The following is a 12,278-nucleotide window of genomic DNA, read 5'->3' as shown; positions in this document are numbered from 1 at the left end:
CAACTTATTTTAGGATTTTATTTTTTAAAATTTTAAAAAAAGATGTTTTTCTCAGATTTTATAATCTAGTAATGCTTCATAAATATTTCCTTTTAAGCCTAATAGCAAACCAAAAGCAGGCTCGGTTTTTAAGCCTTTTTCTTTTAGTCTGATGATCTCCAATCGAAAGTTTTCGTCTTTTGAATTAAGAATTTGGTGTTCAATTACCATGTGTCTGTAGCCGTTTTGAAGTTCTGTTGGTATATTTTGACCAAAGATTTCTATTTCAAAGCCACTTATGATGAAGTTAACAATAACAGATTTCGGGTTATCAATACTATCTTCCCGAATGGAAAAATGATTTTCTTTTCCGAACAGTTGTTTTGTCTTTTTGATAAAATCAGCTTTGTTTTTCCAATGGCAGAGAATATCCAGATCGCTGTTTTCAATATCAATATTTATGGGAATTGTGCCAACCAAAACAGGATCAAATTCAGCAAGATTTTCCAAAATTTTATGATGGGTTAAAAGAGTAAATGCGGCTTGCTGTTTAGGATTTCCGGTTTGTAAATAAGATATGTCCTTAAAATTAATCATTTATGATATCGTTTTTTTCTTCTTTGATTTCCTGTTCTAATTTTTTGTTGATATCAACTTTTGCATTCCTGAAAACAAAAATCGTAGCACCATATCCTCTGGCATATTGATTGGTGACCCGGCCGCCAATAGTAACTGATTCAAAATACGGACTCGTTTCTTTCATTTCTTTGTCGCTTTCTTCAAAATCCTTAACGCGAATCAGGTTTTTATATTTAATGCTAAGATCAAACCAATTCAGATAATCAGCATTAAAAGAAACCGCTTTGATTCCTTTTTTAGTATAATAATTAATTGCTCCGGCCTGTCCGTAATTATCGCAAAGGATAATTGTTTCTTTCTGATTTGGAAGCAAAGCATATAAAGAATCTGTTTTTTCAGCCAATTCTTTCCACCCAAGCATATCAGCAAAATCCTGTGGCAAATGATGATCTTTTCCGTCTTCCCAACGAAGCAATCCCAGTTTTTTGTATGGCTCAGAATGTGCAACCATATATTCAGGACTTTTATTGGGAAAAGCGACATAATAAATCGGAATAAAAAGCAATAACGGAATCAGGATAAAAACAGGTTTTAGATAACGTTTCCATCCATTATGTATCATTTCCGAAATGTAAACAGCTCCAAAAGCAAGGTAAATTGGATACAAGCCAATGGTGTAATACGCTTTTGCTTTGAAATAAATAAAAATTAAAAGAGTGAAAACAAATGATGTGAAAAAGAACTGATATTTTTTGAAAGGTCTGTAAAATAAAACGGCATAAAGTCCGGCTAAAATCACGAATAATCCGCCAATGAAAAATAGAATCTGTTCTTTTAGAAAATCACCCAGATCAACATGAACTAATTGCGTTTCTTTTAACTCTTTCATATGATGTACAATTGGAAAATGATTGCTGTATTGCCAATAAAGATTAGGCAATATTAAAATTAGCCCTAAAATCAAAGCAAAATAAAATTCTTTTTGTACAGCTATTTTTCTCTGTTTAGAAAATAAAATAGCAGGAATTAATCCGAGCAATAAAAACAGGATATTGTACTTATTCAGTAAACCCAAAGCGAAAATCACTCCGCCAAAATATAGCCATTTTGTATTTTCTGAAGTCAGGTATTGTATTAAAATATAATAAACCGCAGTCCAGCATAAAATATCAAAAGAATTAGGCTGATAAAGCATATTTAAACGCAGCAAACAGGAAAACAAAACGCATACAGAGCCAAGAATTAAAGCATAAAGATTTCCTTTTAAAAGTGCGATGGTTTTCCAGACAATCAAAAGTGTCAGGGCTCCAAACAGGGCAGGGAAGAACTTCACCCAAAAAACAGAATTTCCAAGTAATAGAATAATATAAGAAAACCACGATGTTACCGGAGGGACTGATAAATAGCCCCATGCCAAATGATTTGCCTGATCCAGATGTAAATATTCATCTCGCTGTAAATCGTATTCAGGATTAATCAGGGAATACTGTAAAACAAATTTTAAAATAATGAAACCTATTAAAATTATTGTTTTTTTGCTCATGTGGTTTTTATATTAGGTTGCAAACTTTGATTGAAAAAGAACTTAAGCCATTGCTAATATATAATTTATTTTAAGGTTTATTGTAGCATAATATATTTGAACAAAATAAAAAATAAAAGCTTCAGATTACTCCGAAGCTTTGTTTGTTTCAATTGATAATCTCTAAAATCATTAGAAATTAATTTTTCCTTTTTTTCTTCCCAAGCCAGATCAATAATCCTGTAACAGGCAAGGTTACAGCAAAAATACATACTATGAAAGCAAGTATTTTGGTTGGATAACCATAAATGCTTCCCGTATGGATTGGGTACATGAGACGCTTTAGTTTGTCTCCTTTTGAGAAAGATTTATAAGGCCTGATTTCGATATCTTTGCCGGTATATTTGTCAAAATAAATAGCACTCGACTGATTTGGAATGCTGAAATCTAAGTTTTCTTTTAGTACCAGAATACTGTTGATGGTATCGGCAGGCATTCTGATTTGGATGTTGCCTTTATATGGAAATATACTGTCTGTTTTTCGATATAGGTTTTGATAAAAAGCAGTTTTATTAGACTGTGGATCAACTTTAGTAGGGTTTTCAACTTTAGGTGATGGTCTTTCTGTAGTGCCATTAGCGATGAAATACATACCATTTTCAAACCATTTAAAAGACCATGTGAGTCCCGTGAGGGCAATAATCAGCAAGAACAGAAAAGTGTAGAATCCAAAAGTCGAATGAAAATCCCAGTTGACTCTTTTAAAAGACGCTTTCCATTTTACAGTCAGACGTTGTTTCAGGTTTTTAGCCTTTTTAGGCCACCACAAAACAAGACCGGAAATCAGCATGAATACAAATATCAAACAGGAACATCCGGTAATGATTTCGCCAATTTCATGCATCAGTAAATGCCTGTGTATGTTTAAAACAATAGAGAAAAAACGGTTTTCCTGTGCGATATTCCCAAGTACTTTACCTGTGTAAGGATCCACAGAGAAAATCTGGCTGTCACCTTCGCTGTCTTTTCCTATGATGATCATAGTACGTTTAGGATCGTTGTAGAGTGTGATTCTGTTTATCTTTTCAACAGTATACTTTTTCTGAATGGCTGCCGTACAATCGTCAATTGTTTTTTTATTCGGGCCAACACTGGGTACGTGATAAAATTCAGGATTAAAAAATTGATCAATTTCTTTTTCGAAAACCAAAAGGCTTCCTGTCAAAGCTACTGTAAATAAAACCAGGCCAGAAGCAAGTCCTAACCACAGATGAAGTTGTCCAATCTTTTTCTTTAATTTTTTCTTCATTCGTTTTAAAGAATTTAAATTTTCCTGCAAATCTATACTTATTTTTAGACAATCTAAATATTCTTTAGTATCATTCTAAATAATTTCAAGACGTTTACTTGTTAAACTAATATTAATTTTTACTTTTGCATTGTTTTTATTAATTCTAAATAAAAACAAATACTAACCAAATTTAAGAATCAATGAAATATCTTAGTTTAAGAACATCACAATTTTTATTTATTATTAGCTTTTTATGTATATCAATTTCTTCTTTTGCACAACAAAATCATGGAAAGATAAAGGGGCAAATTACAACTTCTGAGGGAAAACCTGCTGCAGATGTAAATATCATCCTTAAAAACTCAAAATATAGTACTGCTACTAATGAAGATGGTACTTTTGAAATAAACAGAGTAAAAAGCAATACTTATACACTGCAAATATCTTTATCAGGTTATGAAACTTCTGAACAGGAGGTTGTTGTTGAAGATAATAAAACAGCAACGGTTAATCTACAACTAAAAGTTTCAAATAAAGAATTACAGGAAGTTATCATTAGCAGCAGAAAAAGTTTATTATCGAAGAAAACAGAAACAGTAGCAAGAATGCCACTGAAAAACCTTGAAAATCCTCAGGTGTACAATGTAATTCATAAAGAGCTTTTTCAGGAGCAGGTAGCAATCGATATCACAACTGCAATGAGAAATGCACCAGGAGTAGTGCCGCTTAATTATCCTTCTGGAGGGTTTGCACTTATTTTTAGAGGTTTTACGGTTGGTATTAATGCCAGAAACGGAATGGAAACATTGTCAGGCCGTTCTTCTGTAGGTATTGCAAATATTGAGCGCATTGAAATATTAAAAGGACCTTCAGGAACTTTATTTGGTTCAACAGCTTCTTCTTTTGGTGGTGTAGTCAATTTAGTTACTAAAAAACCTTTTGAAACTACAGCTACAGAGATAGGATATACTGCCGGAAGTTATGGTACACATCAGCTTACTGCAGATGTTAATACACCGCTTACCAAAGATAAAAAAGTGCTTTTCAGACTTAACGTAGGGGTAAATAAAGCAAAAAGTTTCCTTGACTATGGGTATTCTAATACTTTATCTTTTACTCCGAGTCTTACTTTTAAAGCAACAGACAGACTTACTTTTAATTTGGATGCAGAATTATATAATGCTAAAAGTACTAAACCATTATATCCAGGTGCAACTGCTACATCAGGTGTAACAAATCCAGCCGATATCAAATTAGATTATAAAAAATCGCTGGTTCATGATGATGCCGATGCTAAATCAACCTCTTCAAAAGCTTTTGTCCAGTCAGAATACCAAATATCAGACAACTGGAAATCAACTACCTTATTTTCTTATGTAAGTGAAAATGTAGAATACAGTTATCAGGTTTTGCCAACCTGGACTTCTCCAACAACAGCCACTATTCGTGCTACGATGTTTGGACCAATATCCAGTAACTATACTAATATTCAGGAAAATATTAATGGGGAATTCAAAACAGGTATCTTAAATCATAAAATAGTTGCCGGAGTAAATTACAGAAATTATTCGGATACTTTTTCTTCTTCACCAACGCCAACAGCTCCATTCAGAACAATTGATGTGACAACTAACTTTGTACCGGTTAGAAAAAAAGATATTGATGCGGTATTATTAGCTCCGGTTATACGGGCAGGCAGAGACGAAAATACCTATAGTGCCTATGCTTCTTATGTAATGGGTATTGCAGACAGGTTACATATTATGACAAGTTTGCGTCTGGATGATTTCGAACGTCAACAAAGCGGTACAGTGGCGGGCTATAAACAAACATCTGTATCTCCGAAATTTGGATTGGTATTCGAGCTTCTTGATGATCAGTTATCGTTGTTTGGAAATTATATGAACGGATTTCAAAATTTAGCTCCGGTTAATCAGCCTGATGCATCACAATTTGTTCCGGAACCACTTTATGCTAATCAATGGGAGTCAGGTATAAAAGCTGAATTATTCAATAAAAAAGTAAGCACAACAGTGAGTTATTATGAAATCACTAATGATAATGCCTTAATAAGACAAGCAGATTTAGTTTATCAACAGGATGGAAAACAAGTAAGTAAAGGGGTTGAATTTGAATTTTTGGCGAATCCTATTCCAGGGTTAGATATTACAGCCGGTTATGCGTATAATGATAACCGTATCGAAAAAACAAGTGAAGCTAATAAAGCTATCGAAGGAAATAAAGCGGCAGATGCTCCTGAACATGTTGCGAATTTTTGGGCTTCTTATAAACTTCAGAATAAATTAAAAGGTTTAGGTGCAGGATTTGGAGCAAATTATGTAGATGAGAGTTATATGACTACAGCTAATACTTTCTACATCCCTTCATATACTATTTATAGTGCAACTGTATTTTACGAGCAGCCTACATGGAGAGCAGGAGTTAAGATTGACAATTTGACTAATGAAAAATACTGGAGTACCTGGGGAGCACCTCAGGCACCAACCACTATTTTGGGAAGTTTGACGTTTAAGTTTTAAGCTATATATTATTTCAATAAAAAAGACCTCTATTCATAAGGATAGAGGTCTTTTTGCTTTAGAGTTTAGAGTTTACACAGCTATTTCAGATTCAAGAGATTCTTTAATAACAGGATAATTCACTTTTCCGTTTGCAGTAAGTGGCACAGTATCTAAATAAATTACTTTTAACGAACTGGAGTGAAGGCTTAACTTTGCCTTTAAAACGTTTACAATTACTTCTTTGTTTACGGTTTCATCTGTGTATAAGACAGCTAAATGTTTGTCATGTATATTCAGACAGATAAAAGTTTGTCCTCCCAAAGTATTTTTAAGAAGCAATTCTATTTCATCCAGATTGATCCGGGTACCGAATAGTTTTACGATTCTTTTCAGGCGGCCTGTAATATAATAAAAACCTTCGTTATCTACTCTTGCCTGATCACCTGTATGTAGTTTTTCTTCCTGATCATAAAATTGAAGATCGGCTCTTCGTTCGGCATAACCGCCAAAAATATTGGGTCCGTAATAAATAAGTTCAGAGGTTTCATTGTCTATTTCGAAACTCCCGTTTTTAATTGCGCGTCCGATTGAAGTTGCTTTTCTCAGCAGGTCTTTTGGAGGTAAAAAAGCCATGCGTCCGCTGGCTTCAGTCTGGCCATATTGAGCAAAGAACTGTTTGTCAAATCTTTCGTTATATTCTGAAATGATTTCGATCAGCTTGTGGCTTAACATTCCCCCGCCATGCGTAAAATAACGTAATGATGGATGATCTTTTCTAAAGAAACCGATGCTATGAAGCATTTCGTAAAAATAGGGCACACCTCCCAATGTAGCATACCCATAATGCTTCAAATCTGACCAGAATTCTTTTTGAAAAACATCTTTATCTGTACATACAATCTGATGTGCTTTTATACAGTTGGTATGAAAAATAGACAATCCGTAAACAGAATGGACCGGAACATTCAGCGGTACTACATCGTCTGATTTAATAGGCTGATAGTCTAGAATGGATTTAGCATTTTCTGTCAGATTTTCATCAGATAGCCTAACAAATTTTGGAGATCCGGTTGTTCCGGAAGTACTCAACAGCAGCTTAACTTTAGGATGAATTGGATAAATCGAATTTTCATTGCGTCTGAAAAGTGTGATAGTATCAGAAACATGTACAGCAGTGTAACCTTCGATACTATTTCGTGACGGATCATAAATGTAATAAGGCGTATATTTTGCTTCTAAATTTTCCTTAAAATCGGTATTGGTTCCCTGTCCGAGTAGTGCAATTGTAAATCGGCTTTGATAAAAATTTAATAAAGTCTCTATGGCCGGTAACTGATTGTCATTATATATAAAAACAACAGATCTTAAGTCTTCAATTTCCAACGACTGGTGCATTTCTTTTATTGATTTAGAAAAACCTGAAGCAGCATCCGTAAAGATTAAATTTTCGTTTTTTGAGATTAATTCATATAATTCCATGTTTCTAATGTTGGTTGCTAATTAATTTCAAATCCGTGTTTTTTAAGAAGGTTTTTTATTTTTTCAACGTTTCCCATATCCAGAATATCTTCCATGTCTATTGAAATGTTATAGGTTCTTTCCAGTTCTTCTACCAATACTAAGTGACTCATAGAATCCCATTCGGCTATTCCCTGATATTCTAACTGATCGTTTATAGTTTCAACAGGTATTTCAAAAGCTCTTGCAAATACGTTGTGTAATTGTTCTGTTGTATTCATAATTTTTAATTGATTTAAATTTTTATTAAACTTTTGTAGTTTTCCATTTTCCCTTTCGAAAGATGATAATACAGGCAATGGCCAATACAATTTCTGAAAGCAGTATCGCAGTAAAGACACCATTAGAGCCCAGGTCAAAAGCAATTCCCAATAAATAGGCAAAAGGAATCTGTACGATATAAAACATCAAAATATAAAGCCAGGTAACGACTTTTACTTCTCCGGCAGCATTGAGTGCCCTTGAGATCACCATCGTGTATCCTAATAAAACATACGCCATCGAAATAAGATGGATATACATCGTACTTTGAGAAATCACTTCCGGAATATCAGTAAAGATTTTTACCACGGGAACTGCGAGAAATATCCAGCAGACAGCAATAAACACCAAAAATCCCATATTCAGCATTCCTGCTCTCCAAACCGATTTTTCCGCGCGTTCCGGCTGTCTGGCGCCCAGATTTTGGCCTGTTAATATTCCGGCAGCGTTTCCAAGTCCCCAGGCAGGCATTGTCGCAATTGAAGTTACTCTTTGTGCCAAAATATATCCGGCCAGGGCATTTTCTCCAAAATGGGACATAATTTTTATCATAAATACCCAGCTGGAAGCAGGAATAATAAACTGAACGGTCCCGCTAAAAGCTAATTTGAGAATTCTTTTGAAAATCTCTAAATGGAATACCAATTGCGCCAAACCGATTTTCATTACGGTTTTGCCTCTGATGAGATACCATGTTTGATAAAGGACTCCGATCAATCGGGCTATTAAGGTTGCGATTCCGACTCCTAGTAAACCAAAAGCAGGAATAACGCCCCATCCGAAAATGAAAATCGGACATAAAATGATGTTCAGTGCATTTGAGACCCATAACACCCGCATGGCAGTAGAAGCATCACCGGCCCCACGAAATATTCCGTTGATTACGATTCGCAGAATCAAAAATCCGCTGGAAGCAAACATGACTACTCCATAACTATATCCTTCCTGAACCATGGCAGGGGAGAGTCCCATAAGACTCATGATTTCTGAAGTCCACACGGAGCAGACGATACTGATGATTACAGCTATTGGAGTTGTGATGTAAATAACCTGCATGGCGGTTTGGCCCGCTGCTTTAAACTTTTTCTCTCCAATTCTTCTTGAAATCATAGCCGAAGCTGCAATTCCCAATCCTATAGAAACTGAATAGCAAAAAGTAATAAAAGTAGTAGTGGCACCGGCAATAGAAATGGCATTGGTTCCTAATCTGCTAACGAAAAACAAGTTTGAACAGACAAATAAAGATTCCATCAGTAATTCGGCAACCATTGGCACAGACAATAAAATAATCGTTCTGTTTATACTGCCTGAGGTAAAATTACTTTCCTTTCCGGAAATGGAATGCCTTAAAAGGCTAAAAAAGGAACGTGTTTTCAATAGGGCTTCTTTCATAAATTTTCTTTTAAAGTTGCCAATTCCGATGTAACCAGCTGATACAAAGGGTTGGGGATAAAACCGCTTTTTTTCATATGAGGAAAACCGGAAGTTTCTTCATACCCATTAAACAAACGTCGGCTGTTAAAAATGAGGCGTTTAAACTCCGGAATAAGCAAGTCATATTTTTCAAACATATCCTGTAGTTCAGGATGTTCTTCCTGGTATTCTGTGATGATTTCGTAAACACAATTCCAAAACGAAACTTCCGAATAGTCTGTAGTTGTGATTAACACATCGCTCAGGTATCTGAAAAAAGCATCAAAAACCGCTATCAGAATAACCAATGGGGCATTTTCAGGATTTGGAGAGGCATTAAACATATTCTCAATGAATTCCTGAGGCAGTTTTTTCTTTCCTTCTTCATTAATTAAAATATCGCCTACAAAATCCTGCAAAGCAATACGCGTTGGCACATAATCTTTTAAAATAAGGATGACGTTTTGCCCATGCGGATCAATGCATAGAGAATGCTGGTAATAAATCTGCAAAACAGGTTTAAGATAAGCCGTCATATAGGCTTTTAACCACTGCTCTGTAGAAAGTCCCGATTTTTCAATCAGTTCCTGAATCAGACTTTTGTCCTGATTGTCTACATATAATAAAGCCGCCATCGTCATCAGATTTTCTCCTGGCTTTAAAAAGCTAACCGGACTCTCTCTCCACATCGCTCCCAAAAACTCATTGTACTGATAAGGAGGATTTGCAATTTTACTGTAACTTGGATGTGTGTAACTTACCGAAACGACTTCGCCCAAGAGTACAACACCCATATTTTGTAGATGCAAATCTTTTTCTAATAAATTTTTTATCCAACCGGTTAATTTAGGCGCAATGGACAATTGTTTGGCGCATAATCCCCTGATGTGGCTGGTGTTTAAGATAGATATTGCTGTTTTTACATAATGTCTCTGCGGCTGACTTTGGTTAAAAAACGTACGAATACTTTGTTGCGGACTGTATAAATCGTCTGAAAGTCCTAAAAGAATAAGGTGTTTCGAAGCAATATCATGGGCAAACTGCATCACAAGTTTATTCTGCCATTGCCAGGAATGTACCGGGATAAAAATGTAATCATCAGGATTTACATTTGCCTGATTAAGCACACTTCTGAAAGAGTCTATTTTTTCTTTGCCCAGTTCATTTTCAAAAAAACGCTGCTGATCCATAGTTTCTAATAAACGAAAAGTAGTACGGCTTTTATGAGCGGCAACCCAAACCAAACGTGTATTCTGACCAGATTCAGGTGCGAAATTCTGATAATCCTGTGAATCAAAACCAATGCGGCCTTTATTTACAATGACCCATGGATGTCCATCCAGACTGTGTTCAATAGTTTGAAAATCGGCATCTGCGAGTTCCGAAGCCGACAAACGTTTCTGAGAATGGATAAAGGCATCAGCGTATAAAGTATGCAATAACTCTTCAGCATAATGGGCCAGCGTAAAGGAGTTTATGCCAAAAGTTTCCTGAAATTCTATAAAGAAATTAGGGACATCAATTGTGCCTGATTCCTGTCCGTCTTCATTTCTGCGGATGCTTTCCTTTACAATATGCCAGTAATTGATAAATCTTGGATAAGCAGAAAAAGTATAATGCAGATTTTCTTTATCAGTTGCTAATCTAAAATGAGTCAGACCATCTTCTTGTTTGCTTATGATTTCCGGTTTTGCCAGATCTTCGCGCATCAGTTCAGAGATACTTTTAGCCAACAGATTTCGGTTGACTTTATTCCAGATTTCTGTGTCGAGATGTTTGGTGTCGTTGAATATATTTTCAGGAGTTATCATCTTAATTTGTTTTTAGTAAGACCTCGATATCTAATTGTTCGTTGATGCTTGCCATAGCATCCTTTTGTAAAAAATCATCTGTTGATTTCAGTACACCAAATTCCTGGAAGGCGATTCGTTTTTCAACTTTATAAACCTCACGATTGGTGAGTTGGTTAATGATGCAGGAATTTCGATATGGTCCCATGCCTAGGTCAGGAGTCGAAAGTCCATGGGTATGCAGTTCTGCATTCTGAACAAAGATGTCTTTTCCCTCTTTATCAATGGTATAATTGCGATTTACATTGAATAAGCCGTTTTCAAGACGGTTAATTTTGTTTTCAATTCCTTTAATGATATCCGGTTCTTTGTAACTGTAACCTGTTGCCAGAATAATATAATCACTCTGATCCTGAAACGGCTGTTCAAGTTCGGTATGAATAAAGTCCATAGTGTAAGAACTGTCCGCATTTTCAGTAACAGTTGTCAGACGCAGATTGGAGCGTAATTCCACATTCAAAGGCTTGTTTTCTAAACTCATTTCATAAAGGCTGTCAAAAATTTCGTTAATCAGTTCCTGATCGATTCCTTTATAAAGTCCGTGTTGTCTGGCTAAAAGTTGTTTTCTTTTTTCGTACGTCAGACTATGAAAATGATCTACATATTCAGGAGAGGTAAGTTCCAGCGTCAGTTTTGATTTGTTATCCAAAGGGAAGAAGTGGGAAGAACGGGTGTACCATTTGAGCTGTAAACCGTTTTCAGTTTCCGGTAAAAGATCACGAAATACTTCTGCAGCACTTTGACCTGAACCAATAATAGTAACCGAATGATTGTTTTTGATTCTTGATTTGGAATATAAATATTTAGATGCATGAATTACATTTGGCAGTTCCTTTTTTTCAATAAAATCAGGAATGTATGGAGAAGTTCCTGTTCCTAAAACAATTTTTTCTGCATAATAGGTTGAGGTGATACAGGTTTCTGTATTCATCACAACTACTTTGTACAAACCATCAACATAATCCAGAGAAACTACTTTGTGGGAGAATTTCAAATTATCAAGTTTAGAAGCTACCCATTTGCAATATTCATTGTATTCTCTTCTGAAAATAAAGAAATTTTCACGGATGTAGAATTTGTACAAACGCCCGCTTTCTTTGATAAAATTCAGGAACGTATATTGACTTGTGGGATCTGCCATTGTAACTAAATCTCCTAAAAACGGAACCTGAAGTGTGGCGTTGTTTAACATCAGACCCGGATGCCAGTCAAAACTGGCTGACTGATCAAAAAACAGTGATGAAAGTTCGTCTACCGGCTCCATAAGGGCGGCAAGACCAAGATTAAAAGGACCAATCCCGATACCTATGACCGAGTATATTTTTTCTGTACTCATTGTTACT

9 protein-coding genes are annotated in these 12,278 nt (G+C 35.4%); 1 reads left to right on the top strand and 8 read right to left on the bottom strand.

What is annotated here, in order from left to right; genetic code table 11:
* Nucleotides 1–51: 51 nt before the first annotated feature.
* The 3 genes from OZP09_RS03275 to OZP09_RS03265 form a co-directional block, all read right to left on the bottom strand.
* Nucleotides 52–576: a DUF4269 domain-containing protein gene (locus OZP09_RS03275; protein ID WP_269236523.1), complete on the bottom strand. Its 525-nt coding sequence runs from the start codon at nt 574–576 to the stop codon at nt 52–54.
* Nucleotides 569–2,101: an ArnT family glycosyltransferase gene (locus OZP09_RS03270; protein WP_269236522.1), complete on the bottom strand. Its 1,533-nt coding sequence runs from the start codon at nt 2,099–2,101 to the stop codon at nt 569–571. Before OZP09_RS03270 ends, OZP09_RS03275 begins: the two co-directional genes overlap by 8 nt.
* 178 nt (nt 2,102–2,279) lie before the next feature.
* Nucleotides 2,280–3,389 carry a PepSY-associated TM helix domain-containing protein gene (locus OZP09_RS03265; RefSeq protein WP_269236521.1) on the bottom strand — a complete coding sequence of 370 codons (1,110 nt, stop codon included), beginning with the start codon at nt 3,387–3,389 and terminating at the stop codon, nt 2,280–2,282.
* A 182-nt stretch (nt 3,390–3,571) separates the two neighbouring features.
* Here OZP09_RS03265 and OZP09_RS03260 point away from each other — a divergent pair, with 182 nt between their 5' ends.
* Nucleotides 3,572–5,911, top strand: a complete 2,340-nt coding sequence (locus OZP09_RS03260) for a TonB-dependent receptor (RefSeq protein ID WP_281310284.1) — start codon at nt 3,572–3,574, stop codon at nt 5,909–5,911.
* 72 nt (nt 5,912–5,983) lie between these two features.
* Here the strand turns inward: OZP09_RS03260 and OZP09_RS03255 are convergent, their stop codons facing one another.
* From OZP09_RS03255 to OZP09_RS03235, 5 genes are read right to left on the bottom strand one after another with little or no spacing between them, the layout of a single operon-like run.
* The gene (locus OZP09_RS03255) at nt 5,984–7,372 is read right to left on the bottom strand and encodes an AMP-binding protein (RefSeq protein ID WP_269236518.1); all 1,389 of its coding nucleotides are present in this window, start codon (nt 7,370–7,372) and stop codon (nt 5,984–5,986) included.
* A 17-nt stretch (nt 7,373–7,389) separates the two neighbouring features.
* Nucleotides 7,390–7,632, bottom strand: coding sequence for an acyl carrier protein (locus tag OZP09_RS03250; protein WP_269236517.1), 243 nt, complete (start codon nt 7,630–7,632; stop codon nt 7,390–7,392).
* A gap of 25 nt (nt 7,633–7,657) precedes the next feature.
* Nucleotides 7,658–9,064, bottom strand: a complete 1,407-nt coding sequence (locus OZP09_RS03245) for an MATE family efflux transporter (protein ID WP_269236516.1) — start codon at nt 9,062–9,064, stop codon at nt 7,658–7,660.
* A complete protein-coding gene (locus OZP09_RS03240; protein ID WP_269236515.1) occupies nt 9,061–10,896 on the bottom strand; it encodes an IucA/IucC family protein in 1,836 nt (611 codons plus the stop codon). Before OZP09_RS03240 ends, OZP09_RS03245 begins: the two co-directional genes overlap by 4 nt.
* A 1-nt stretch (nt 10,897) precedes the next feature.
* Nucleotides 10,898–12,271 (bottom strand): lysine N(6)-hydroxylase/L-ornithine N(5)-oxygenase family protein, encoded by a 1,374-nt coding sequence (locus OZP09_RS03235; protein WP_269236514.1) that lies wholly within the window; start codon nt 12,269–12,271, stop codon nt 10,898–10,900.
* Between the last annotated feature and the right edge of the window lie 7 nt (nt 12,272–12,278).

Source organism: Flavobacterium flavigenum, assembly GCF_027111255.2.
GTDB lineage: Bacteria > Bacteroidota > Bacteroidia > Flavobacteriales > Flavobacteriaceae > Flavobacterium > Flavobacterium flavigenum.
This window is presented reverse-complemented; position numbering and strand designations above follow the sequence as displayed.